The following is a 22,218-nucleotide window of genomic DNA, read 5'->3' as shown; positions in this document are numbered from 1 at the left end:
TTGCTCCTAGTTGTCCAGTGCGCGTTTCGCGGCGGCGACGACGTTCTCCGGGGTGAAGCCGAACTCGCGGAACAGGGTCTTGTCGTCGGCGGATTCGCCGTAGTGCTCGATCGAGACGATCTCGCCGGTGTCGCCGACCCATTTGTGCCAGGGCATCGCGATGCCCGCCTCGACGGCCACCCGCGCCGAGACCTCCGGCGGCAGTACCGAATTGCGGTACTCCACCGGCTGCTTCTCGAACCACTCGACGCATGGCATCGACACCACGCAGGCCACGATGTCCTCGGCCGCGAGCTGCTGCTGGGCCTCGACGGCGATCTGCACCTCCGAGCCCGTGGCGATGATCAGGACGTCGGCGTCGCGGACCTCGTCGGCCGGCGGGTTACCGAGCACGTAGGCGCCGCGGGCCACGCCGTCGTTGTCGGTGCCGTCGAGCACCGGCACGCCCTGACGGGTCAGGATGAATCCGACCGGACCGCTGCCGTTGCCGCGCGCGATGATGCTGCGCCAGGCGTAGGCGGTCTCATTGGGATCGGCGGGCCGCACGACCGCGAGCTGCGGGATGGCGCGCAGCGCGGCCAGGTGTTCGATGGGCTGGTGGGTGGGGCCGTCCTCACCGAGACCGATGGAATCGTGGGTCCAGATGTAGATGGTGTCGATGTCCATCAAGGCCGCCAGGCGCACCGCGGGCCGCATGTAGTCGGAGAACTGCAGGAACGTGCCGCCGAAGGCCCGGGTGGGGCCGTGCAGCACGATCCCGGACAGCACCGAACCCATCGCGTGTTCGCGGACGCCGAAGTGCAGCACCCGGCCGTAGGGCTCGGCGGTGAAGTCGGCCGTCGAGATCGAGGGCGGCCCAAAGGACTTCGCGTCCTTGATGGTGGTGTTGTTGCTGCCCGCCAAGTCGGCGGACCCGCCCCAGAGCTCCGGCAGCTTGGGCGCGGTGTCGTTGAGCACCTGACCGAACGCCGCGCGGGTCGCCACCGCCTTGGAACCGGGCTCCCAGTGCGTGAGGTCGGCGTCCCAGCCCTCGGGCAGCTCATTGGCCAGCAGCCGGTCGAGCAGCTGCTTGCGCTCGGGTTCGCGCTGCGCCCAGGCGTCGAAGTCCTGCTGCCAGGCCTCGCGGACCTCCTTGCCGCGGGCCACCAGGCCGCGGGTGTGGGTGATGACGTCTTCGCTGACCTCGAAGTTCTGCTCGGGGTCGAAGCCCAGGATCTTCTTGACCGCGGCCACCTCGTCGGCGCCCAGCGCCGAGCCGTGGATCCCGCCGGTGTTCATCTTGGTCGGCGCCGGGTAGCCGATGACGGTCCGCAGCGCGATCAACGACGGCTTGTCGGTGACCTGCTTGGCCGCCGCGATGGCCTCCTCGATCCCGACCACGTTCTCGCCGCCCACCACGTCCTGCACATGCCAGCCGTAGGCCCGGTACCGGGCGCTGACGTCCTCGGTGAGCGCGATGTTGGTGTCGTGCTCGATCGAGATGTGGTTCTTGTCGTAGAACACGATGAGGTTGCCGAGCTGCTGCGTGCCGGCCAGCGACGAGGCCTCGCTGGTGACGCCCTCTTCGATGTCGCCGTCCGAGGCGATCACGTAGATGAAGTGATCGAACGGGCTCGCCCCGGCTGCGGTGTCGGGATCGAACAGGCCCCGCTCATAGCGGGCGGCCATCGCCATGCCGACGGCCGACGCGAGGCCCTGACCCAGCGGTCCGGTGGTGATCTCGACGGCCTTGGTGTGGCGGAACTCGGGGTGACCCGGTGTCTTGGAACCCCAGGTCCGCAGCGCCTCGATGTCGGAGAGCTCGAGCCCGAAGCCGCCCAGGTAGAGCTGCAGGTACAGGGTGAGGCTGGAGTGGCCGCAGGACAGGATGAAGCGGTCCCGGCCCAGCCAGTGCGGGTCGGAGGGGTCGTGCCGCAGCTGCCGCTGGAACAGCGTGTACGCCAACGGGGCCAGGCTCATGGCAGTGCCGGGGTGGCCGTTGCCCACCTTCTGGACCGCGTCGGCGGCCAGCACCCGCACGGTGTCGACCGCCCGGGAATCCACTTCGGTCCAGTCGTCCGGGTGGTTCGGTTCGGTGAGGCTGGCGATCTCTTCGGCTGTGGTCAAAACTAGCTCCTTGCGGTGCAGGACAGGGCGTGTTGCGGCGGGCGGGCAGCCTACCCAACCCTAGTGCGAGACCGCGGGTGGCGGCAGGGCGGCTTGGCGAAACGACCCACGATGCCGCCGACTCGGCGCAACGGTCTACCATCGTCGGTAGTAGAAGTTGCGAGGCTGCCGCGACCATCGCCTGTGATTAGGAGTTAACTGCGTGAGCATCCGCGAGCGCGTCGCGCCGAGCCAGATCCGCACCAAGGTGCTCGCGTATATTGCGCTTACCAAGCCGCGGGTCATCGAGCTGCTGCTGGTCACGGCCATTCCGGCGATGCTGTTGGCCGACCGCGGCACCGTGAACCCGCTGCTGATCCTGAACACGTTGATCGGCGGCATGATGGCCGCCGCCGGCGCCAACACGCTCAACTGCGTGGCCGACGCCGACATCGACAAGGTCATGAAGCGCACTGCGCTGCGGCCGCTGGTCCGCGCGACGGTGCCCACCCGCCACGCGCTGATCTTCGGCCTGTTGCTCTCGGTCGGCTCGTTCTTCTGGTTGTGGTGGACCACCAACCTGCTCTCGGGCGTCCTCGCCGTCGTCACCATCGCGTTCTACGTCTTCATCTACACGCTGCTGCTCAAGCGGCGCACGGCCCAGAACGTGGTCTGGGGCGGCGCGGCAGGGTGCATGCCGGTGATGATCGGCTGGTCCGCCGTTACCGGGACCATCCAGTGGCCCGCGCTGGTGATGTTCCTGATCATCTTCTTCTGGACGCCGCCGCACACCTGGGCGCTGGCGATGCGCTACAAGGACGACTACAAGGCGGCCGGCGTGCCGATGCTGCCGGCCGTGGCCACCGAGAAGCAGGTGACCCTGCAGATCCTGATCTACACCTGGTTGACCGTGCTCGCCACGCTGGCGTTGGCCCCCGCGGCCGGTTGGCTGTACGCCGCGGTGGCGGGTCTGGCCGGGGCGTGGTTCCTGGTGATGGCCCACCAACTCTATGCCGGGGTGCGGCGCGGGCGGCCGGTCAAGCCGCTGAAGCTGTTCCTGCAGTCGAACAACTATCTGGCCGCGGTGTTCTGCGCGCTGGCGGTCGACTCCGCGTTGGCGTTGCCCACCCTGCTCGAGCTGTTCTGACCCGTCGCCGGCTCAGGGCACCAGCACAATGGAGCCGACGGTCTTGCGCCCCTGCAGGTCGCGGTGGGCCTGTTCGGCCTCGGCCAGCGGATACCGGGCGCTGACGGTCACCGTGATGGACCCGGCCGCGATCGCCTCCATCAACTCGCCGGCACGCCAGGCGAACTCGTCGGAGCTGCGGGTGAAGTCGCCCAGCTTCGGGCGGGTCAGGAACACCGAGCCCGCCGCGTTGAGGCGCTGCGGGTCCACCGGCGGGACCGGTCCGCTGGCCGCCCCGAACAGCGCCAGCGTGCCGCGCACCGCCAGGCTGGCCAGGCTGGCGTCGAAGGTGGTCTGGCCGACGCCGTCGTAGACCGCCTGCACGCCCCGGCCGCCGGTGAGGTCGCGGACCTGGGCGGCGAACTTCGCGGGATCCTCCGGATATTCGAGCACCTCGATCGCGCCGGCCTGCCGCGCCAGGGCGGCCTTTTCCGGGGTGGATGCCGTGCTGATGACCTTGGTGCCGATGCTGGTGGCCCACTGGGTCAGGATCAGGCCCACCCCGCCGGCGCCGGCGTGCACCAGCACGGTGTCCGAGGGTTGCACCGGATAGACCGACTTGATCAGATAGTGCGCGGTCATCCCCTTGAGCAGCGCCGAGGCGACCGCGTCGGAGGGTACCGAGTCGGGCACATAGGCCACGAAATCCGCGGGCGCGGTGCAATATTCGGCGTAGGCGCCGTCGGCATTGGCCGTCACGACCCGATCGCCGACCGAGAGCGCGGCCACATCGGCGCCCACGGCCGCGACCGTGCCACACACCTCGGTGCCGACCACGAACGGCACCGGACGCGGGTACAGCCCGGACCGGAAATAGGTGTCGATAAAGTTGACGCCGATCGCGTCGGCCTTGATCAGAACCTCACCGGGTGCCGGCGCCGGCTGCGGCTTGTCGACGAGTGTCAGTACTTCGGGCCCGCCGGTTTCGGCAACTTCGATCGCATCCATGCTGACTATCATCCTTGACGTGATGACCGCATGAAACTGGCCCGTCCGGATCTCTTCCACCCGAAGATCGTGCTGGCCGGATGTTCGAAGCTGGTCGAGGGGGATGGCGACGACGACGGTCTGGTCGCCGCGCTGCGCGCCCAGGGGCTGTCCGCGCGCTGGCGGGCCTGGGACGATCCGGCGACGCTGACTGCCGATCTGGTCATCCTGCGGGCGACGTGGGACTACACCGAGCGCCTTGAGGAGTTCCTGGCCTGGACGCACCGGGTGCCCAACCTGCTCAACGCACCCGAGGTGGTGGCCTGGAACACCGACAAGATCTATCTGCACGACCTCGCCGTCGCCGGTGTGCCGGTGTGCGAGAGCGAGTTCTTCGCGCCGGGGCAGTTGCTACACCTGCCGGCCGGTGAGGTCGTGGTCAAGCCCGCGGTTGGGGCCGGATCCGTTGGCGCGCAACGGTTCACCGATCACAACGCGGCCCGTGACCACGCGGCGACGCTGCAGGAGGCGGGGGCCACGGTGCTGGTGCAGACCTACGACCCGCGGATCGAGGACGGGGAGACCGCGCTGGTGTTTCTCGCCGGTGAGCCGTCCCACGCCTTCACCAAGGCGCCGATGCTGCCGGCGCCGGGTCGGCGGCCCGCGCTCGACGCATCGGGCAGCTACGCGGCGGAGGTGCTGGCGCCGGCCGATCCCGACTTCGAGCTCTGGGACGTCGCGCAGACCGCGTTGGCGGCGGCCGCCGCCCGGCTGGGCGTGCCGAGCTCGGACTTCCTCTACGCCCGGGTCGACCTCATCGGCCGCAGCGACCCGGTGCTGCTGGAGCTCGAGCTCGTCGAGCCGGGACTGGGCTGGCAACAGCTCGATGCCGTGACCCGCGCGCGTCAGCAGCGCCGGTTTGCGCTCGCGGTGGGCTCAGCCCTGGACCGGCTCGGGCTCGGTCCGCTCTCGCATCGACGCCCATAGCGCGGCGGTGGCCGCCGTGCAGACCGCGGCACCGGCCACGTGCAGCGCGACCAGCGCGGCCGGCACGCCTGCGAAGAATTGGACGGCGCCCAGCGCGGCCTGGGCGAACACCAGCACCAGCAGGACGGTCAGTCGGGTCAGCACCGCCCGGGACGCCCGCACGGCCAGCAGTCCGAAGCCGAGCCCGACCAGCAGTGCCAGGTAGGCGACCAGCAGCGACGAGTGCGCGTGCACCAGCGCGACGATCTCGATCTGCAGCCGCGCCACCGGGCGATCGATGCTCTTGTCGCCGGCATGCGGACCGGCGGCGGTGACCAGGGTGCCGGTCACCAATACCGCGGCCAGCGCGATCCCGCTCAGGACGGTCAACTGCCGCAACGGTTTCGGCACGACGTGCCGGACCACGCCGGCATCGGGTTCGCCGATCTTGACGTAGAGCAGCACGGCCAGCCAGACCATGGCCATCGAGGCCAGCAGATGGATCGCGACGGTCCACCAGAGCAGGCCGGTGAGGACGGTGATGCCGCCGATCACGGCCTGGACCACGGTCGAGGCGGGCATCAGCCAGGCGTAGACCAGTACCTCGCGCCGGCGGCGGGCCCGCAGCACCACCAGCACCGCGGCGATGGCGGTGAGTACCACCGCGAACGTGATGAGCCGGTTGCCGAACTCGACCATCTGATGGATGCGGGCCACTTCGGGGTGCGGGACGGGGGTGAAGCTGCCCGGGAAGCACTGCGGCCAGGTGGGGCAGCCGAGCCCGGAGGCGGTGACCCGCACGACGGCGCCGGTGACCGCGATGCCGCCCTGGGTCAGGATGACCAGGGCCGCGACGATGCGCTGCACGCGCAGGCTGGGATAGGGCAGCAGGTCGACCAGCCGACGGAAGAACACCGCCCAAGACTAGAGGACGCCAACTACAGCTCGTAGTAAGGGCTGGGACGCCGGCGGTTCCCGGCGATCAGGTGAAGCGGAACCAGCGCACCGCGCACACCGCGGCCAGCACGCCCCACACCGTGAGCACCGCGACCCCGAACCAGTCCACCGACACCGTCATGGCCTGGGTCAGCGACTCGGTGAGCGCGCCGGCCGGGGTGAGGCGGGCGATCCACTGCAACGCGGTGGGAACGGCCTCGGTCTCCAGCGTCAGCGCGCCGAAGCCCGCGAACACGAACCACAACAGGTTGGCGGCGGCCAGCACGATCTCGGCGCGCAGGGTCCCGCCCAACAGCAGGCCGAGCGCGGCGAAGCAGACGGTGCCGAGCGCGATGATGACCGCACCCAACAGCAACCCCATCGGGTCCGGCCGCCAGCCCAGCGCCAATCCGATGCCGCCCAGCAGCACCGCCTGCAGGAACACCACCGCGACCACGGCCATCGACTTGCCGGCGATGATGCCCCACACCGGCAGCGCGGTCGCGCCCAGGCGTTTGAGGGCGCCGTAGCGCCGGTCGAAGGCCACCGCGATGGCCTGCCCGGTGAAGGCGGTCGAGATCAGCGCCAGCGCCATGATGGCCGGCACGAACACCGCCGGGCGGTCGTCGCCGAAGGATCCCAGTGGCAGCAGGACCAGGCCCACCAGCAGGGTGATCGGGATGAACATGGTCAACAGCAGCTGCTCGCCGTTGCGCAACAACAGCTTGAGTTCGAGGCCGAATTGCGCAAACAGCATCCTGGCGACCGTGTTCGGTCGCGGATCCGGGGTGAATGTTCCTGCTGGGAACAGCGTTTCGCTCATTGCCGCAACTCCCGTCCGGTGAGGTCGAGGAAGACGTCCTCCAGGCTGCGCTGCTCGACCCGCATATCGGTGGCCAGCACGTTCAGCCGCGCGCACCACGCGGTGACCGTTGCCAGCACCTGCGGTTCGATGGGGCCCTCGACCAAATACTCACCGGCGGCCACCTCGGCCGCCCGATAGTTCTCCGGCAGCGCCGAGATCAGCAGCGCCAGGTCCAACTTGTGGGGTGCCCGGAACCGCAGCTGCCCCTCGGCCCCGGCACGGGTCAACTCGGCGGGGGTGCCCGCGGCCACCTGCCGGCCGCGGTCGATGATCACGATCCGATCCGCGAGTTCCTCGGCCTCCTGCAGGTGATGCGTCGTCAGCACGATCGTCACGCCGTCCCGCCGCAGGGCGTTGATCAACTCCCACACCACCAGCCGGGCGTGGGCGTCCAACCCGGCGGTCGGCTCGTCGAGGAAGACCAATTCGGGGCGGCCCACCAGGGCGCACGCCAGGGCCAGCCGCTGCTGCTGACCGCCGGAGAGTCGGCGGTAGGTGGTGCGCGCCGAGTCGGCGAGACCGAGCGTGTGGAGCAGCCAGGCCGGATCCAGCGGGTCGGCGGCATACGCGGCGACCAGGTTGAGCATCTCGCCGGCCCGCGCCGCGGGGTAGCCGCCGCCACCCTGCAACATCACCCCGATCCGGGCTCGCAGCTGCGCGTTGTCGGTGAACGGGTCGAGTCCGAGCACCTCGATGGTCCCGGCGTCGGGACGGATGAAGCCCTCGCACATCTCGACGGTGGTGGTCTTGCCGGCGCCGTTGGGTCCGAGCAGCGCGAGCACTTCGGCGCGTTGCACGTCGAGGTCGAACCCCGACACGGCCGCGGTGGCTCCGTAGCTTTTGGTGACCCCGCGCAGCCGCAGCGGAAGCGGGGCGGTGGTGCCAGTCGAACTCACGGAGACTCAGCGTAGGCGTCGGGGGGACCGTTGCGTGAATTCACCGGCGCTGGGTCGGCGTCGCGCTCGGTCAGGGCACGCCAGGGCAGCCGGTGGTAGGTGAGGGCGATCATCAGCGCCACGATCACGGTGCTGGCCAGCGTGGCGTCGATGATTTGGAACAGCGCGAAGCGGTCCCCGTTCGCGGTGGGGCCGAAGATGCCGACGATCAGGGTCCCGCCGATCGCCGCTATTCGGAATCCCGGCCGGGTGGCCCAGGCCGCCAGCGGGATGATCGCCCACAGCAGGTACCAGGGCTGGACGACGGGAAAGAGCAGCACCGTGGCGCCGAGCGCGACGCCGAGGCCGCCGACCGGATGCAACCGGCCGCGGAACACCGCCAGCAGCAGCCAGGTGACGACCACCATGATGATGCCGACGCCGATGCTGCGGGTCAGCGACAGGATCGCGGTGGTGTGGTCGCCGAGCCCCAGCAGGATGCCCACCTGGCCGGTGCCCAACGCCAGCAGGGTCGGTGGCGACATCCAACTGCGCACCACATTGGCGGTGCCCAGGGTCGACAACCACCCGAAGCCCAGACCGCTGGCCCAGCCGATGAGCGCCATCACCGCCAACGACAGCACCCCAAGCAGGCCGCTGGCCAGGAAGAACGCCCGGATCGTGCTACCCCAACGGCGTCCCAGCGCCATCGCCACGAAGCCCAGTGCCAGCAGCGACGGCAGCTTCACCTGCGAGGACAGCGTGATGAGTACGGCGCCCAGGATGAGCATGGCCGCCGGTGCCCACCGCTGCGTGGTCAGCGGTAACAGTGGTCGGGGGACCAGCCGGCGAGCCGAATCGATGCCGCGCAGCGCGAACTCCGCGCCGGCCAGCATCAGGCCGAGCATCAGGGCCTCGTTGTGGATCCCGGCCACCAGGTGCATGACCAGCAGCGGGTTGGCCGCGCCGAGCCACAGCGCGCTGACCTCGGCGACCCCGCAACGGCGGGCCAGCCGCGGGGTGGCCCATACGATGAGCGCGACGCCCAGCAACACCAGCAGTCGATGGCAGAGCACCGCGGCGACGATGTTCTCGCCGGTCAGCTCCGAGATGCCCGAGCCGATCCAGAGGAACAACGGACCGTACGGCGCGGGGGTTTCGCGCCACAGGCTGGGCACCGACAGCGTGAACACGTGGTCGAGGCCCAGGCCGGGGGCGGGACCCACCCGGTAGGGGTCCTGACCGTTGTGCGCGATCTGGCTCTGCGCCAGGTACGAGTAGACGTCCTTGCTGTACATCGGGGGTGCCATCAGCAGCGGCGCGATCCACAGCAGCAGCGTGCGGTCGAGCTGACCGCGCGTCATGCGGCGCTTGCCCAGCGCGAACCGGCCCAGCATCAGCCAGGCCAGGGCCATCATCACGGCCCCGGTGGTGGTCATGGTGAGGGAGACCGTCTGGATTCGGGAGGGCAGGTTCAGCAACCGCACCCCGAAGGTGGGGTCCTGCATCACCGGGCGGGCGCCGGCGCCGAGCGCGCCGATGGCCATCAGGATGGTGCCGGTGGCCCCGAACAGTCGGGTCCGGCGCAGCGCCACGAGTTCGGCGTCGCCGAGCGGTGTGCCGACGGTGCGCTCGTCGCCGTGCCAACCGGCAATCGACGTGCTGAGCGAACGAAGGCGGGCTGCCACGGGGGCAGCTTAGTCGCCACCGGGCGGGCACCCGGGCGTGGGCGACCGGACGTCGCTTAACATTCCCTGGCGGCGCTGTGAGTATCGCGACCCTCGGGTAAGGGTGCCCTTGCTGGACCCGCCTGCCGAATTGCGTCACACTGGTGTTGTGAAAATACGTCCGACGGTTCAGCGCGCACTCGATGCGCCGCTGCATGCCCAGGACGGTGACACCCGCAGCGCCATCGTCCGGCTACTGCTGGAGTCCGGACCCGTCACCGCCAGCCAGGTCAGCGCGCAGCTTGGATTGTCCGCGGCGGGCGTCCGTCGTCACCTCGACGCATTGATCGAGGCCGGCGACGCCCAAGCGAACGCCGCGGCGGCCTGGCAGCAGGCGGGCCGGGGTCGCCCGGCCAAGCGTTATCAACTCACCGCGGCCGGGCGCGCCAAGCTCGAGCACACCTACGACGACCTGGCGTCGGCGGCCATGCGTCAGCTCCGAGAAATCGGTGGTGAGCAGGCCATTCGTCAGTTCGCGCGGAGCCGGATCGACACCATCCTGGCAGGGGTGGACCCGGTGACGAGCGACCGTGACGAAGACGTCGAGGCAGGCGCCGAGCGGGTTGCCGAAGCGCTGAGTCAGGCCGGATACGCCACCACCACCTCGCGGGTGCAGGGACCCATCGAGGGTGTGCAGATCTGCCAGCATCACTGCCCGGTGTCCCACGTCGCCGCGGAGTTCCCTGAACTGTGTGACGCCGAAAAGGCCGCGATGGCCGACCTGCTCGGCACCCACGTGCAGCGTCTGTCGACGATCGTCAACGGGGATGTTGCGTGTACCACCCATGTGCCGCTGAGTCCGGTACGGGCTTAGGGCGGCCACTGCAGCACATGAGCACGACCTCCGGCCCGCAGCCCAGTGGCCGGAGTAAACGAGAGAACCGAGAGAGCAGAAGGAGTGTGTCGTAAATGACACTCACACCGGACGTCGGGCACGCCCCCGAGGCCTTGACCCAAGAGGAAACGATCGCCTCGCTGGGTAACTACGACTACGGCTGGGCCGACTCCGACGCCGCGGGTGCCGCCGCCCAGCGCGGACTTTCCGAGGCAGTGGTGCGTGACATCTCGGCGAAGAAGAACGAGCCCGAGTGGATGCTCGACATCAGGCTGAAGGCGCTGCGCACCTTCGAGAAGAAGCCGATGCCCAAGTGGGGGTCCGAGCTCGACGGCATCCACTTCGACAACATCAAGTACTTCGTGCGCTCGAGCGAGAAGCAGGCCGCCACGTGGGACGACCTGCCCGAGGACATCAAGAACACCTATGACCGGCTCGGCATCCCCGAGGCCGAGAAGCAGCGGTTGGTCTCCGGTGTCGCCGCGCAGTACGAGTCCGAGGTCGTCTACCACTCGATCCGCGAGGATCTCGAGGCCCAGGGCGTCCTCTTCCTGGACACCGACACCGCCCTGCGCGAGCAGCCGGAGATCTTCAAGAAGTACTTCGGGACCGTGATTCCGGCCGGTGACAACAAGTTCTCCGCGCTCAACACCGCGGTGTGGTCCGGCGGTTCCTTCATCTACGTGCCGCCGGGTGTGCACGTCGACATCCCGCTGCAGGCCTACTTCCGGATCAACACCGAGAACATGGGTCAGTTCGAACGCACGCTGATCATCGTCGACGAGGGTGCCTACGTGCATTACGTCGAGGGCTGCACCGCACCGATCTACAAGAGCGACTCGCTGCACAGCGCCGTCGTGGAGATCATCGTCAAGCCCGGTGGCCGGTGCCGCTACACGACCATCCAGAACTGGTCGAACAACGTCTACAACCTGGTCACCAAGCGCGCCCGCGCGGAGGCCGGCGCCACCATGGAGTGGGTCGACGGCAACATCGGCTCCAAGGTCACCATGAAGTATCCGGCGGTCTGGATGACCGGCGAGCACGCCAAGGGTGAGGTGCTCTCGGTGGCGTTCGCCGGCGAGGGCCAGCATCAGGACACCGGTGCCAAGATGCTGCACCTGGCGCCGAACACGTCGTCGAACATCGTGTCGAAGTCGGTGGCGCGCGGCGGTGGCCGAGCGTCCTACCGCGGGCTGGTGCAGATCAACAAGGGTGCCTACGGCTCGCGCTCCAGCGTGAAATGCGATGCGCTGCTGGTCGACAACATCAGCCGGTCGGACACCTATCCGTATGTCGACATCCGCGAGGACGACGTCACGATGGGCCATGAGGCCACGGTGTCGAAGGTCAGCGAGGATCAGTTGTTCTACCTGATGAGTCGCGGCCTGACCGAGGACGAGGCCATGGCGATGGTGGTCCGCGGCTTCGTGGAACCGATCGCCAAGGAGCTCCCGATGGAATATGCGCTGGAGCTCAACAGGCTGATCGAGCTGCAGATGGAAGGCGCGGTCGGCTAGTGACTGGAATCAATCTGACCGAGGCTGCCGAAGGGATCGTCAAGAACAAGGGGGAGCAGTTCGCCTCGTTCGACGTCGATGCCTTTGAGGTGCCCGGTGGCCGCGACGAACTGTGGCGCTTCACCCCCCTGAAACGACTGCGCGGATTGCACGACGGTTCGGCGGTGCCCACCGGCACCGCCGCCATCACCGTCGCGGAGCAGCCCGGCGTCACGGTGGAAACCGTGCAGCGCGGCGACGACCGGTTGGGTGACGGCGGCGTACCCGGCGATCGTGTTGCCGCCCAGGCGTTCTCGTCGTTCGAATCGGCCACGATCGTGTCGGTCGCGCGCGATACCGAAGTCGCCGAGCCGATCGAGATCGACATCAGCGGACCCGGCGTCGACAAGGTGGCCTACGGCCATCTGCAGATCCGGGTGGCGGAGTTGTCCCGGGCGACCGTGGTGGTCGACCTGCGCGGCAGCGGCGTCTACGCCGACAACGTCGAGATCATCGTCGGCGACTCGGCCGGTCTCGGAGTGATCTGGATCGCCGACTGGGCCGATGACACGGTGCACGTCAGCGCCCACCACGCGACGCTCGGCAAGGACGCGGTGCTCGGGCACGTCAACGTCACCCTCGGTGGGGACGTGGTGCGGACCTCGGCAACGGTGCGCTACACCGGGCCCGGTGGCGATGCGAAACTGCTGGGCACCTACTTCGCCGACGACGGGCAGCACTTCGAATCTCGGTTGCTGGTCGACCATTCCCAGCCCAACTGCAAATCGGATGTGCTCTACAAGGGCGCGGTGCAGGGCGATCCGGACTCGAAGAAGCCCGATGCGCACGCGGTGTGGATCGGCGACGTGCTGATCCGTGCCGAGGCCACCGGCACCAACACCTTCGAGATCAACCGCAACCTGCTGCTGACCGACGGCGCCCGCGCCGACTCGGTGCCCAACCTGGAGATCGAGACCGGCGAGATCGTCGGCGCCGGACACGCCAGCGCCACCGGACGTTTCGACGATGAGCAGCTGTTCTACCTGCGGGCCCGCGGTATTCCCGAGGATCAAGCCCGTCGTCTGGTCGTCCGCGGCTTCTTCGCCGAGATCATCGCCAAGATCGCCGTACCCGAGGTGCGTGAGCGACTGACCGAAGCCATTGAAAAAGAACTAGAGATCACGGAATCGAGAACCCCCCAGCCATGACCACATTGGAAATCAAGGACCTGCACGTCTCCGTCACCGCGCCCGACCAGGGTGACATCCCGATCCTCAAGGGGGTCGACCTGACCGTGCGCTCGGGCGAGACCCATGCGGTGATGGGCCCCAACGGCTCCGGGAAGTCGACCCTGTCCTACGCGGTCGCCGGCCACCCCAAGTACACCGTCACCTCGGGTTCGATCACCTTCGACGGCCAGGACGTGCTGGAGATGAGCATCGACGAAAGAGCCCGTGCGGGCCTCTTTCTCGCCATGCAGTACCCGATCGAGGTGCCCGGCGTGTCGATGTCGAACTTCCTGCGCACCGCCGTCACCGCGGTCCGCGGCGAGGCGCCGAAGCTGCGGAACTGGATCAAAGAGGTCAAGCAGGCCATGCAGGCCCTCGACATCGACGCGGCGTTCAACGAGCGCAGCGTCAACGAGGGTTTCTCCGGCGGTGAGAAGAAGCGCTTCGAGATCCTGCAACTGGGGCTGCTCAAGCCCAAGATCGCCATCCTCGACGAGACCGACTCCGGTCTGGACGTCGACGCGCTGCGGGTGGTCAGCGACGGGGTCAACAGCTACGCCAAGGAGACCAACGCCGGCGTCCTGCTGATCACCCACTACACCCGGATCCTGCGCTACATCCAGCCGCAGTTCGTGCACGTGTTCGTCGACGGACGCATCGTCGAATCCGGCGGGCCCGAGCTGGCCAACGAACTCGAAGAGAATGGCTACGAGCGCTTCACGCAGGCCGCCGCAGCCGGGGCTTAGGGAGGCGTCATGACCGCCTCCGTGGGGCTCGACGCGGCGACGCTGGCCGGAATCAGGGCCGACTTCCCGATCCTGAGCCGGGTGATGCGCAGCGGTAATCAGTTGGCGTATCTGGATTCCGGCGCCACCTCGCAGAAGCCGCTGCAAGTGCTCGACGCCGAACGTGAGTTCCTGCTCACCTCCAACGGCGCGGTGCACCGCGGCGCGCACCAGTTGATGGAGGAATCCACCGACGCCTACGAGCAGGGCCGCGACGACATCGCGGCGTTCGTGGGTGCCGACGCGAACGAGTTGGTGTTCACCAAGAACGCCACCGAGGCGCTCAACCTGGTGTCGTACGCGGTGGGCGACAGCCGGTTCGACCGGGCGCTGGGTCCCGGCGACGTCATCGTGATCACCGAGGCCGAACACCACGCGAACCTGATCCCATGGCAGGAGTTGGCGCGTCGCACGGGTGCCGAGTTGGCCTGGTATTCGGTGGTTCCCGACGGGCCCGACGCGGGTCGGCTCGACCTGGACTCGCTGCAACTCGACGAGCGGGTGAAGGTCGTGGCGTTCACGCACCACTCGAATGTCACCGGCGCGATCAGCCCGGTGGCCGAACTGGTGCGCCGGGCCCGGGCCGTCGGCGCGCTGACGGTGCTCGACGCGTGCCAGTCGGTGCCGCAGCAGCCGGTCGACTTCCAGGCCCTCGAGGTCGACTTCGCGGCGTTCTCGGGGCACAAGATGCTGGGTCCGACCGGCATCGGTGTGCTGTATGGCCGCGGCGAGTTGCTGAACGCGCTGCCACCGTTTCTGACCGGCGGCTCGATGATCGAAACCGTCACCATGGAGCACACCACCTACGCGGCGGCGCCGCAGCGCTTCGAAGCCGGCACGCCGATGACTTCGCAGGTGGTGGGCTTGGCGGCCGCGGCGCGGTATCTGCGGGCGTTGGGCATGGACACCGTGGAGGCGCACGAGCGTGAGCTCGTGGCGGCCGCGCTGGATGGCTTGGCCGGGGTGCCGGGGGTGCGCATCATCGGACCCACCACGCTGGTCGACCGCAGCTCACCGGTGAGTTTCGTGGTGGATTCGGTGCACGCCCACGACGTCGGCCAGGTGCTCGACGACGAGGGCGTGGCCGTGCGGGTCGGACATCATTGCGCATGGCCGTTGCACCGCAAGTTCGGGATCGCGGCCACCGCGCGGGCCTCGTTCGCGGTGTACAACACACTCGACGAGGTCGACCGCCTGATCGCCGGGGTGCGTCGGGCCGTGGAGTTCTTCGGCGGCCGCTGATGCGAATGGAACAGATGTACCAGGAAGTCATCCTGGACCACTACAAACACCCGCACCACCGCGGCCTACGCGAACCGTTCGCGGCCGAGGTCTACCACGTGAACCCGACCTGCGGTGACGAGGTGCGCTTGCGCGTCGCGCTGTCCGAGGACGGGGAGACCGTGACCGACGTGTCCTACGACGGCCAGGGGTGTTCGATCAGCCAGGCCGCGACTTCGGTGCTGACCGATCAGGTGATCGGGCAGACTGTGGGGGACGCCTTGAAGACGGTGGCCTCGTTCACGGAGATGATTTCCTCGCGGGGCAACGTTGTAGGCGACGAGGATGTAATAGGTGATGGCATCGCGTTCGCGGGTGTGGCCAAGTACCCGGCGCGCGTGAAGTGCGCGCTGCTGGGCTGGATGGCCTTCAAGGATGCTGTGACACAAGCGAGCGAGGAGAGATCATGAGTGAAACCACCAGTGACGATGTGGTTGCCGACCTGCATGAGGCCATGCACGACGTGGTGGACCCCGAACTGGGCATCAACGTCGTCGACCTCGGCCTGGTCTACGGGCTCAACGTGGAGGAGGGCGAAACCGGGCCGGTCGCACTGATCGACATGACGCTGACCTCGCCGGCGTGCCCGCTGACCGACGTCATCGAGGATCAGTCGCGGCAGGCGTTGGTGGGCTCCGGGCTGGTCAACGAGATCAAGATCAACTGGGTCTGGAACCCGCCGTGGGGACCGGACAAGATCACCGACGACGGCCGCGAGCAGTTGCGCGCCCTCGGCTTCACCGTTTGACCGGGAAGCTCTGATCCGTCGCTCAGCCGCGCGAGGCGCGGCTGGATGTCATGCGCACCATGATGCTGGTCATGGATCCGCCCCAGCACACCCGCTACCGCAAGATCGTTGCGAAGGTGTTCACCCCGGCCTCGGTGGCGAAGCTGGAGGACGAGATTCGCGCCCGGGTGACCCGCACCATCGACAAATTCATCGAGAACGGGTCATGCGACTTCGTCGAGGACGTCGCCGTCCCGATCCCGCTGGGCGTGCTCATGGAGCTGATGGGCGTGCCCGAAGACGACATGCAGACCTGGTTCGACTGGACCGAGCGGATCGAGAAGGCGGTCCGGGTGCCGGAATCCTCGGCCGCCCTCGATGTGTTCGGTGAGATGGGTGCGTATCTGGCCCAGCAGATCGAGCGGCAGACCGAGGAAGCCGTCGAGGACTCGCTGGTGATGCGGCTACGAAACGCCGAGGTCGACGGCGAGCAGCTCAACGAACTGGAAATCGTCGCCGTGTTCGGACTGTTGGCGTTCGCGGGTAACGACACCACCCGCAACACCAGCGCCACCGGGTTGCTCACCCTGCTGAAACATCCGGACGCCCTGCAGCAGCTCTACGACGATCAGAGCCTGCTGCCCAACGCCATCGAGGAGATCCTGCGCTGGACCACGGTGGTGCAGTGGTTCGCCCGCACGGCCACCCGCGATGTCGAGGTCGGCGGTAAGACCATCGCCGAAGGCGACAAGGTCGTCCTGTGGTACGGCAGTGGATCGCGCGACGAGGCCGTGTTCGACAACGCCGGCGCCTTCGACATCCACCGCCCCAAGCCCGATCATCAGGCATTCGGCGGCGGCGGACGACACTTCTGCCTCGGCGCCAGCCTGGCCCGCCTGGAACTGCGGGTCACGTTCGAGGAGGTGCTGCGCCGGATGAAGAACATCGAACTGGCCGGCACCCCGGAACTCGTGCCGTCGCACTGGGCGCACGGGCTGACCAAGCTGCCGATCAGCTTCACCCCGGGCCCGCGGCTGGCCGCGGACGAATGAGATTGACTGTCGCGCACTAGCTTTCGGTACGATCTCAATCCGGGACGAGCACCTGCGTCAGGACGGTTCCCAACGACCGGCGCAGGTGCTCGACATCCGGTAACGGCTGGGTCTGCTGGTACCCGGTCAGGATGAAGGTGGTGAGCCGCGCGATGGTCTCGGCCTCGTCCGGGTTGCCGTGCAGGCGCAGCACGGTGTCATAGGTGACCTGGTAGCGCTGTTCGTCGACGGTGGATTGAATCTGACGGACCTCCGCGTCACTGTGGGACCAGGCGCGGATGGCTGCTTCAGCGCGGTGGGGGAGGTCGCAGGCCATCTCCACAAGGGTGTTCAGCGACAGCTGTGGATCATCGAGCCGACGGGCGGTGTTGGCCAGGTTCAACGTGCGGTCGTTGAGCCAGGATTCGAGCAGTTCGGTCTTGAAGCGGGCCCAGCTGCCGAAGTAGTGATAAAACGAACCGGTCGTAACCTGTAGCCGACGGCACAGCGGCGTCAACTTGAGGCCGCCGTGATCGGCTTCGGCCAGCACGTCGATGGCCGCCGAGAAATAATCCGTGCGGTCCACGATCTTGTGCATGCCCCTACCCATCCGTTTCGACCCGGCGCGACGCTCAGGATAAGCATGTGCGAGGCGGATCAGTCGTGAAGCGTCAACGCACCTGTCGGACAGTTGGCGACGGCTTCCTTCGCCGCGTCGAGGTCTTCGGGGGCCACCTTCGCCGTGCGAACCTGGGCCTGCCCGTCGTCCCCGACTTGGAATACGTTGGGTGCGCTGGCCTCACACATCCCGGTGCCGATGCATTTGTCCAGATCGACTGCGACGTCCGCCATGGCGCTCAGGCCTCTGTCCGCGGTCCCGGAGTGAACGTCACCGGCAGCGTCGTCAGGCTGTACGCCCAGTTCGACGGCAGCAACTCGGGAGTGCCGGCGAGTTTCAGGTCCTTCATTCGGCTCAGCACCGCTTCGAAGATGAGGCGCAGTTGTAGGCGCGCGAGGCTCGCGCCGAGGCAGAAGTGTCGTCCGCCGCCGCCGAACGCCTGATGATCGGGCTTGGGGCGGTGGATGTCGAAGGTGCCGGCGTTGTCGAACACGGCCTCGTCACGTGATCCGCTGGCGTACCACATGACGAGCTTGTCTCCCTCGGAGATCTGCTGGCCGCCCAGTTCGACGTCTCGGGTGGCCGTGCGGGCGAACCACTGCACCACCGAAGTCCAGCGCAGGATCTCCTCGATGGCGCCCGGAATCAGCGTCGGATCAGCGTAAAGCTCGCGCAAAGCATCGGGATGCTCGAGCAGGGTCTGCAACCCGATGGCCGCGGTGTTGCGGGTGGTGTCATTGCCGGCGAAGGTCAGCAGGCCGAAGAACATGACGATCTCCACGTCGGTCAGTTCCTGGCCGTCTATCTCGGCATTGCGCAGGCGCATCACCAATGAATCCGCGACGGCGTCCTTCGACTGGCGCTCGACCTGTTGGGCCAGATAGGCGCCCATGTCGGCGAAGACCTCCACGCCCGCGTTGGGCTCCGGCGATCGGATGCCCTGCTCGATTTTGTCCGTCCAGTCGTAGAACAGCCGCATGTCCTCCTCTGGTGCGTCCATCAGCTCCATGAGGATCAGCAGCGGGATGGGGACGGCGATGTCCTCGACGTAGTCGCAGTGGCCCGCCTCGATGACCTTGTCGATGGTTCGGTGGACCCGGGCGCGAATGCCGTCCTCCATTTTCGCCACCGACGCAGGGGTGAACACCCTCGCCAGGATCTTGCGGTAGCGCGTGTGCGTGGGCGGATCCATGACGTTCAACATGTTGCCGATCACATCCAACTGCAGCAGCTGGTCGGGATGGATGAACAGCCCGCCCTTGCGACTGGAGAACGTGTCGGTGTCGTGGCTGACCGCACTGATCTCGGCGTGGCCGAACAACGACCAGCAGCCGGTGCCGTCTCCCAGGGGGTTCCAGTGCACCGGCGCTTCGCGTCGCATCCGCTTGAACAGCTCGTGCGGCGGGCCGGCAGCCCACCAGTGCGGATCGAAAACGTTGACCTCCGCCACCGCCGAATTGGGGTCGGTCGCCTGCAGCTTCGTCGCCATGATCCTTCTCCCGTTCGTCCGCCTAACGAAACATAGATTATGTTACAGTTGGCTGGGTCACAAGCAACGGTGCGAGCCGGAACGGTCATAACGCGCGCCAGCTACCATGGGTCCGACAGCGCCGAACAGCGCGAACTGCTCGGACCGGGAACAGGCCGCGTAGCCACAACGTTAGGACTGGCGTGAGCACACAAGACATCACCGCCGATAAATTCAACGAGGTCATCACCGGCAACGACATCGTGCTGGTGGACTTCTGGGCGTCGTGGTGCGGACCTTGTCGCGCCTTCGCCCCGACGTTCGCGAAGTCCGCGGAGCAGCATCCCGACGTGGTCTTCGCCAAGGTCGACACCGAGGCCGAGCAGGAACTCGCCGCGGCCGCGGAAATCCGCTCGATCCCGACGCTGATGGCCTTCAAGAAGGGCAAGCTGGTCTTCAACCAGGCCGGCGCGCTGCCGCCGCAGGCCCTGGAAGAGCTGATCCAGCAGGTCAAGAGCTTCGACATCGACGCCGCCATGCAGGAGCAGCCGGCCGACGGCGACGCCAAGGATCTCTGAGCGCACGCTGCTGTGCCCGGCGCACGCGATAGCGTGCTCTGGTGAGCGCTGATTCGGAGTTCGTCAAAGTCGACCACCCGCGCGCCGGTGTCGCGCAGATCACCCTGAACCGGCCCGAGCGGATGAACTCGATGGCCTTCGACGTGATGGTCCCGTTGCGCCGCGTGCTCGACGAGGTCAAGCACGACAACGCGGTCCGCGCCGTGATCCTCACCGGGGCCGGCGCCGGATTCTCCTCGGGCGCCGACCACAAGTCGGCCGGCAGTGTCCCGCATGTCGAGGGCCTGACCCGGCCCACCTTCGGCCTTCGTTCGATGCAGGTGCTCGACGAGGTGATCCTGGGCCTGCGGCGGCTGCATCAGCCGGTGATCGCCGCGGTCAACGGGGCCGCGATCGGGGGCGGGCTGTGTCTGGCGCTGGCCTGCGACATCCGGGTGGCCGGTGCCGGTGCCTACTTCCGGGCCGCCGGGATCAACAACGGTCTCACCGCCAGCGAGTTGGGGCTCAGCTTCCTGCTACCGCGCGCGATCGGCACCTCGCGTGCGTTCGAGATCATGCTCACGGGCCGCGACGTCGACGCCGCCGAGGCCGAACGCATCGGTCTGGTGTCTCAGCAGGTCGCCGACGCCGACCTGCTGCCGACCTGCCTGGACATGGCGCAGCGCATCGCGGCGTTCTCCCGGCCGGGAATCGAGTTGACGAAGCGCACGCTATGGAGTGGACTGGACGCCGCTACCCTGGAAGGGCATATGCAGGCGGAAGGCCTGGGGCAGCTTTATCTGCGCCTGCTCACCGGGAACTTCGAAGAAGCGGTGGCCGCGCGCGCGGAGCAGCGAGCACCGATCTTCACCGACGACAAGTAACTTTTCGACCGATTGAGCAGGAGCACAGTTCGTGATCACCGCAACGGACCTGGAGGTCCGCGCCGGCGCGCGCACGCTGCTCCTTGCCGACGGTCCGGCGCTACGGGTTCAGCCCGGCGACCGCATCGGTCTGGTCGGGCGCAACGGCGCGGGTAAGACCACCACCATGCGCATCCTGGCCGGTGAGGGCGAACCGTACGCCGGCACCGTGTCGCGCATCGGCGAGGTCGGCTATCTGCCGCAGGACCCCAAGGAAGGTGACCTCGACATCCTGGCCCGCGACCGGGTGCTGTCGGCGCGCGGTCTCGACACTCTGCTCACCGATCTGGAGAAGCAGCAGGTGCTGATGGCCGAGGTGGCCGACGATCAGGCGCGCGACAAGGCCGTCCGGCGCTACGGTCAGCTCGAGGAGCGCTTTGCCGCCCTCGGTGGCTATGCCGCCGAGAGCGAGGCCGGCCGGATCTGCGCGAGTCTGGGGCTGCCGGAGCGGGTGCTGACCCAGCCGCTGCGCACGCTCTCGGGCGGTCAGCGTCGCCGCATCGAGCTGTCCCGGATCCTGTTCGCCGCATCGGACACCGGATCCGGCTCGGCCACCACGCTGCTGCTCGATGAGCCCACCAACCACCTCGATGCCGACTCGGTCGGCTGGCTGCGCGACTTCTTGAAGAACCACGCCGGGGGGCTGGTGATGATCAGCCACAACGTCGACCTGCTGGCCGACGTCGTCAACCGGGTGTGGTTCCTCGACGCGGTGCGCGGCGAGGCCGACGTCTACAACATGGGCTGGCATAAGTACCTCGATGCGCGGGCCACCGATGAGCAGCGCCGGCGCCGGGAACGCGCCAACGCCGAACGCAAGGCCTCGGCATTGCGCACCCAAGCCGCCAAGATGGGCGCCAAGGCCACCAAAGCCGTTGCGGCGCAGAACATGTTGCGTCGCGCCGAGCGAATGATGGCGGCCCTGGACGACGAGCGGGTGGCCGACAAGGTGGCCCGGATCAAGTTCCCGACCCCGGCGCCGTGCGGCCGTACCCCGTTGGTGGCCAAGGGCCTCACCAAGAACTACGGCTCACTCGAGGTGTTCACCGGCGTCGACCTGGCGATCGACCGCGGATCCCGCGTGGTGATCCTGGGTCTCAACGGCGCCGGCAAGACCACCCTGCTGCGGCTGCTGGCCGGCACCGAGATCCCGGACGCCGGCGCGCTGGAACCCGGACACGGTTGCAAGATCGGCTACTTCGCCCAGGAGCATGACACCCTCGACGACCACGCGACGGTCTGGGAGAACATCCGGCACGCGGCCCCCGACACCGGCGAGCAGGATTTGCGCGGGATACTCGGCGCCTTCATGTTCACCGGTGCGCAACTCGACCAGCCGGCGGGCACGCTGTCCGGTGGCGAGAAGACCCGGCTGGCGCTGGCGGGTCTGGTGGCCTCGACGGCCAACGTGCTGTTGCTCGACGAGCCGACGAACAACCTCGATCCCGCGTCCCGCGAGCAGGTCCTCGATGCGCTGCGCAGCTATCTCGGCGCGGTGGTGCTGGTGACGCACGACCCGGGTGCCGCCGAGGCGTTGGACCCGCAGCGGGTGGTGCTGCTTCCGGACGGGACCGAGGATTTCTGGTCCAACGACTACCGGGACTTGATCGAACTCGCTTGACGCCGACCGCGTTCGGCGCAGCGGGTTTCGCCGATTCGGGTGGTATCTGCGCGGCGCGGTTCTACCCTGGATGAGG

Annotated in this window: 22 protein-coding genes; 13 read left to right on the top strand and 9 right to left on the bottom strand. The window is 67.9% G+C overall.

Annotated features, from left to right (window positions below):
- Positions 1–6 precede the first annotated feature (6 nt).
- Positions 7–2,106: a transketolase gene (gene tkt / locus RCP80_RS13595; RefSeq protein ID WP_308478169.1), complete on the bottom strand. Its 2,100-nt coding sequence runs from the start codon at positions 2,104–2,106 to the stop codon at positions 7–9.
- A 202-nt stretch (positions 2,107–2,308) separates the two neighbouring features.
- Between tkt and RCP80_RS13590 the strand changes: the two genes are divergently transcribed.
- Complete coding sequence (locus tag RCP80_RS13590) at positions 2,309–3,232, top strand: heme o synthase (protein ID WP_308478168.1); 924 nt, start codon at positions 2,309–2,311, stop codon at positions 3,230–3,232.
- A 12-nt stretch (positions 3,233–3,244) separates the two neighbouring features.
- On the opposite strand, the gene RCP80_RS13585 is transcribed toward RCP80_RS13590, so the two are convergent.
- Positions 3,245–4,219 carry a quinone oxidoreductase family protein gene (locus tag RCP80_RS13585; protein ID WP_308478167.1) on the bottom strand — a complete coding sequence of 325 codons (975 nt, stop codon included), beginning with the start codon at positions 4,217–4,219 and terminating at the stop codon, positions 3,245–3,247.
- A gap of 30 nt (positions 4,220–4,249) precedes the next feature.
- Here RCP80_RS13585 and RCP80_RS13580 point away from each other — a divergent pair, with 30 nt between their 5' ends.
- The gene (locus RCP80_RS13580) at positions 4,250–5,185 is read left to right on the top strand and encodes an ATP-grasp domain-containing protein (protein WP_308478166.1); all 936 of its coding nucleotides are present in this window, start codon (positions 4,250–4,252) and stop codon (positions 5,183–5,185) included.
- Here RCP80_RS13580 and RCP80_RS13575 read toward each other — a convergent pair.
- From RCP80_RS13575 to mptB, 4 genes are all read right to left on the bottom strand, one after another.
- The gene (locus tag RCP80_RS13575) at positions 5,135–6,079 is read right to left on the bottom strand and encodes a COX15/CtaA family protein (RefSeq protein WP_308478165.1); all 945 of its coding nucleotides are present in this window, start codon (positions 6,077–6,079) and stop codon (positions 5,135–5,137) included. The two genes, RCP80_RS13580 and RCP80_RS13575, sit on opposite strands and share 51 nt — an antisense overlap.
- A 67-nt stretch (positions 6,080–6,146) precedes the next feature.
- Positions 6,147–6,923: an ABC transporter permease gene (locus RCP80_RS13570; protein ID WP_308478164.1), complete on the bottom strand. Its 777-nt coding sequence runs from the start codon at positions 6,921–6,923 to the stop codon at positions 6,147–6,149.
- A complete protein-coding gene (locus RCP80_RS13565; protein ID WP_308482837.1) occupies positions 6,920–7,828 on the bottom strand; it encodes an ABC transporter ATP-binding protein in 909 nt (302 codons plus the stop codon). The genes RCP80_RS13570 and RCP80_RS13565 overlap by 4 nt, the downstream gene beginning before the upstream one ends.
- A 29-nt stretch (positions 7,829–7,857) precedes the next feature.
- On the bottom strand, positions 7,858–9,528 hold the full coding sequence (gene mptB / locus RCP80_RS13560) for a polyprenol phosphomannose-dependent alpha 1,6 mannosyltransferase MptB (RefSeq protein ID WP_308478163.1): 1,671 nt from the start codon (positions 9,526–9,528) through the stop codon (positions 7,858–7,860).
- A 148-nt stretch (positions 9,529–9,676) separates the two neighbouring features.
- Between mptB and RCP80_RS13555 the strand changes: the two genes are divergently transcribed.
- The 8 genes from RCP80_RS13555 (at position 9,677) to RCP80_RS13520 (ending at position 16,975) form a co-directional block, all read left to right on the top strand.
- On the top strand, positions 9,677–10,381 hold the full coding sequence (locus RCP80_RS13555; RefSeq protein ID WP_308478162.1) for a helix-turn-helix transcriptional regulator: 705 nt from the start codon (positions 9,677–9,679) through the stop codon (positions 10,379–10,381).
- A gap of 95 nt (positions 10,382–10,476) precedes the next feature.
- Positions 10,477–11,922, top strand: a complete 1,446-nt coding sequence (gene sufB, locus RCP80_RS13550) for a Fe-S cluster assembly protein SufB (RefSeq protein WP_308478161.1) — start codon at positions 10,477–10,479, stop codon at positions 11,920–11,922.
- A complete protein-coding gene (gene sufD, locus RCP80_RS13545; RefSeq protein WP_308478160.1) occupies positions 11,922–13,109 on the top strand; it encodes a Fe-S cluster assembly protein SufD in 1,188 nt (395 codons plus the stop codon). Before sufB ends, sufD begins: the two co-directional genes overlap by 1 nt.
- On the top strand, positions 13,106–13,876 hold the full coding sequence (gene sufC / locus RCP80_RS13540) for a Fe-S cluster assembly ATPase SufC (RefSeq protein ID WP_308478159.1): 771 nt from the start codon (positions 13,106–13,108) through the stop codon (positions 13,874–13,876). Before sufD ends, sufC begins: the two co-directional genes overlap by 4 nt.
- Before the next feature lie 9 nt (positions 13,877–13,885).
- Positions 13,886–15,157 (top strand): SufS family cysteine desulfurase, encoded by a 1,272-nt coding sequence (locus RCP80_RS13535; protein WP_308478158.1) that lies wholly within the window; start codon positions 13,886–13,888, stop codon positions 15,155–15,157.
- Positions 15,157–15,606, top strand: a complete 450-nt coding sequence (sufU, locus tag RCP80_RS13530; RefSeq protein ID WP_308478157.1) for a Fe-S cluster assembly sulfur transfer protein SufU — start codon at positions 15,157–15,159, stop codon at positions 15,604–15,606. The genes RCP80_RS13535 and sufU overlap by 1 nt, the downstream gene beginning before the upstream one ends.
- Positions 15,603–15,944, top strand: coding sequence for a metal-sulfur cluster assembly factor (locus RCP80_RS13525; RefSeq protein WP_308478156.1), 342 nt, complete (start codon positions 15,603–15,605; stop codon positions 15,942–15,944). The genes sufU and RCP80_RS13525 overlap by 4 nt, the downstream gene beginning before the upstream one ends.
- Positions 15,945–15,994: 50 nt before the next feature.
- Positions 15,995–16,975, top strand: coding sequence for a cytochrome P450 (locus RCP80_RS13520; protein ID WP_308478155.1), 981 nt, complete (start codon positions 15,995–15,997; stop codon positions 16,973–16,975).
- Positions 16,976–17,009: 34 nt separating this feature from the next.
- Here RCP80_RS13520 and RCP80_RS13515 read toward each other — a convergent pair whose 3' ends face one another.
- From RCP80_RS13515 to RCP80_RS13505, 3 genes are read right to left on the bottom strand one after another with little or no spacing between them, the layout of a single operon-like run.
- Entirely contained in the window at positions 17,010–17,552 is a 543-nt protein-coding gene (locus RCP80_RS13515; protein WP_308478154.1) for a TetR/AcrR family transcriptional regulator, read from the bottom strand.
- A gap of 59 nt (positions 17,553–17,611) precedes the next feature.
- The gene (locus RCP80_RS13510; protein ID WP_308478153.1) at positions 17,612–17,806 is read right to left on the bottom strand and encodes a ferredoxin; all 195 of its coding nucleotides are present in this window, start codon (positions 17,804–17,806) and stop codon (positions 17,612–17,614) included.
- A gap of 5 nt (positions 17,807–17,811) precedes the next feature.
- On the bottom strand, positions 17,812–19,062 hold the full coding sequence (locus tag RCP80_RS13505; RefSeq protein WP_308478152.1) for a cytochrome P450: 1,251 nt from the start codon (positions 19,060–19,062) through the stop codon (positions 17,812–17,814).
- Between the two features lie 182 nt (positions 19,063–19,244).
- On the opposite strand from RCP80_RS13505, the gene trxA reads away from it, so the two are divergent.
- Genes trxA through RCP80_RS13490 form a run of 3 tightly spaced genes read left to right on the top strand, consistent with a single transcriptional unit; the run spans position 19,245 to position 22,142 of the window.
- Entirely contained in the window at positions 19,245–19,619 is a 375-nt protein-coding gene (gene trxA, locus RCP80_RS13500) for a thioredoxin (RefSeq protein ID WP_308478151.1), read from the top strand.
- A 41-nt stretch (positions 19,620–19,660) separates the two neighbouring features.
- Positions 19,661–20,482: an enoyl-CoA hydratase gene (locus RCP80_RS13495; RefSeq protein WP_308478150.1), complete on the top strand. Its 822-nt coding sequence runs from the start codon at positions 19,661–19,663 to the stop codon at positions 20,480–20,482.
- Positions 20,483–20,513: 31 nt separating this feature from the next.
- Positions 20,514–22,142 (top strand): ABC-F family ATP-binding cassette domain-containing protein, encoded by a 1,629-nt coding sequence (locus tag RCP80_RS13490; protein WP_308478149.1) that lies wholly within the window; start codon positions 20,514–20,516, stop codon positions 22,140–22,142.
- The last annotated feature ends 76 nt before the right edge of the window (positions 22,143–22,218 follow it).

It is taken from the genome of Mycolicibacterium sp. MU0053, from assembly GCF_963378095.1.
Classification (GTDB): Bacteria; Actinomycetota; Actinomycetes; order Mycobacteriales; family Mycobacteriaceae; genus Mycobacterium; species Mycobacterium burgundiense.
The sequence above is the reverse complement of the archived record's forward strand: the minus strand, read 5'-3'. Positions and strand labels throughout refer to the sequence as shown.

What these genes read in the sequence shown, in the direction of transcription:
- RCP80_RS13570 (WP_308478164.1), bottom strand. Translation starts at nt 6,923, where the DNA reads ATGAGCGAAACGCTGTTCCCAGCAGGAACATTCACCCCGGATCCGCGA.
- RCP80_RS13520 (WP_308478155.1), top strand. Translation starts at nt 15,995, where the DNA reads ATGCGCACCATGATGCTGGTCATGGATCCGCCCCAGCACACCCGCTAC.
- RCP80_RS13585 (WP_308478167.1), bottom strand. Translation starts at nt 4,219, where the DNA reads ATGGATGCGATCGAAGTTGCCGAAACCGGCGGGCCCGAAGTACTGACA.
- sufB (WP_308478161.1), top strand. Translation starts at nt 10,477, where the DNA reads ATGACACTCACACCGGACGTCGGGCACGCCCCCGAGGCCTTGACCCAA.
- RCP80_RS13515 (WP_308478154.1), bottom strand. Translation starts at nt 17,552, where the DNA reads ATGCACAAGATCGTGGACCGCACGGATTATTTCTCGGCGGCCATCGAC.
- RCP80_RS13505 (WP_308478152.1), bottom strand. Translation starts at nt 19,062, where the DNA reads ATGGCGACGAAGCTGCAGGCGACCGACCCCAATTCGGCGGTGGCGGAG.
- RCP80_RS13580 (WP_308478166.1), top strand. Translation starts at nt 4,250, where the DNA reads ATGAAACTGGCCCGTCCGGATCTCTTCCACCCGAAGATCGTGCTGGCC.
- RCP80_RS13525 (WP_308478156.1), top strand. Translation starts at nt 15,603, where the DNA reads ATGAGTGAAACCACCAGTGACGATGTGGTTGCCGACCTGCATGAGGCC.
- sufC (WP_308478159.1), top strand. Translation starts at nt 13,106, where the DNA reads ATGACCACATTGGAAATCAAGGACCTGCACGTCTCCGTCACCGCGCCC.
- RCP80_RS13510 (WP_308478153.1), bottom strand. Translation starts at nt 17,806, where the DNA reads ATGGCGGACGTCGCAGTCGATCTGGACAAATGCATCGGCACCGGGATG.
- sufU (WP_308478157.1), top strand. Translation starts at nt 15,157, where the DNA reads ATGCGAATGGAACAGATGTACCAGGAAGTCATCCTGGACCACTACAAA.
- RCP80_RS13535 (WP_308478158.1), top strand. Translation starts at nt 13,886, where the DNA reads ATGACCGCCTCCGTGGGGCTCGACGCGGCGACGCTGGCCGGAATCAGG.